Below are 1,222 nucleotides of genomic sequence, written 5' to 3' on the forward strand. Positions count from 1 at the left end.
CTGTTCGCCTCGTATGCGGCGATGGAGTCTTCCTCCCGGAGGGTGAGGCTGATGTCGTCCAGTCCCTCCAGCAGCCGCCAACGGGCGTTTTCGTCCAGCTCGAATGCGGCCTGGATGCCCTGGGCGCGCACCTCGCGGCCCACCAGGTCGACGGTGACCTCGGCGGTGGGGTCGGCCTCGGCCAGCTGCTGCAGGGCCTCCACGGTCTCCTGCGGCAGGACCACCGTCAGCAGTCCGTTCTTGAGGGAGTTGCCGCGGAAGATGTCGGCGAAGCGGGAGGAGATGACGGCCTTGAAGCCGTAGTTCTGCAGGGCCCACACGGCGTGCTCGCGGGAGGAGCCGGTGCCGAAGTCGGGGCCGGCGACCAGGACGGTGGCGCCCTGGTGGGCCGGCTGGTTGAGCACGAAGTCGGGCTGCTTGCGCCAGGCCTCGAAGAGGCCGTCCTCGAAGCCGTCCCGGGTGACCTTCTTCAGCCAGTGGGCGGGGATGATCTGGTCGGTGTCCACGTTGCTGCGGCGCAGCGGGACGGCCCGGCCGGTGTGGGTGGTGAAGGCTTCCATCGTTTTCAGACTCCAGCGGGCGCGGGCGCAGAGGCGGTGTCGGGCAGGTCGGCGGGGGAGGCCAGGTGGCCGAGAATGGCCGTGGCGGCGGCGACCTGGGGGGAGACCAGGTGGGTGCGGCCGCCCTTGCCCTGCCGGCCCTCGAAGTTGCGGTTGGAGGTGGAGGCGGAGCGCTCGCCGGGGGCGAGCTGGTCGGGGTTCATGCCCAGGCACATCGAGCAGCCGGCGTGCCGCCATTCGGCGCCGGCGGCGGTGAAGACCTTGTCCAGGCCCTCCTCGACGGCCTGCAGCGCCACCCGTACCGAGCCGGGCACGATGAGCATCCGTACGCCGTCGGCGACCGTGCGGCCCTGCAGCAGGGCGGCGGCGGAGCGCAGGTCCTCGATGCGGCCGTTGGTGCACGAGCCGACGAAGACGGTGTCCACCTTGATGTCGCGCAGCGGCTGACCGGCCGTCAACCCCATGTATTCCAGGGCCTTTTCGGCGGCGTAGCGCTCCGAGGCGTCCTGGTAGGAGGCGGGGTCGGGGACGCTGGCGGACAGCGGGGCGCCCTGGCCGGGGTTGGTGCCCCAGGTGACGAAGGGGGCCAGCTCGGAGGCGTTGATGACCACCTCGTGGTCGAAGACCGCGTCCGCATCGGTGCGCAGCGTCTTCCAGTACTC

The 1,222-nt window shown here is 71.1% G+C and carries 2 protein-coding genes; both read right to left on the reverse strand.

Translation table 11 applies throughout. The features are described 5' to 3' along the window. The coding region (leuD, locus tag IG84_RS0137100) for a 3-isopropylmalate dehydratase small subunit (protein WP_031067806.1) at window positions 1–560 on the reverse strand (560 nt) is incomplete at its 3' end. A 5-nt stretch (window positions 561–565) separates the two neighbouring features. After that, window positions 566–1,222 (reverse strand): aconitase family protein (locus tag IG84_RS0137105; protein ID WP_031067808.1); only part of this gene is annotated, 657 nt, incomplete at its 5' end.

Source organism: Streptomyces ochraceiscleroticus, assembly GCF_000720485.1.
Classification (GTDB): Bacteria; Actinomycetota; Actinomycetes; order Streptomycetales; family Streptomycetaceae; genus Streptomyces; species Streptomyces ochraceiscleroticus.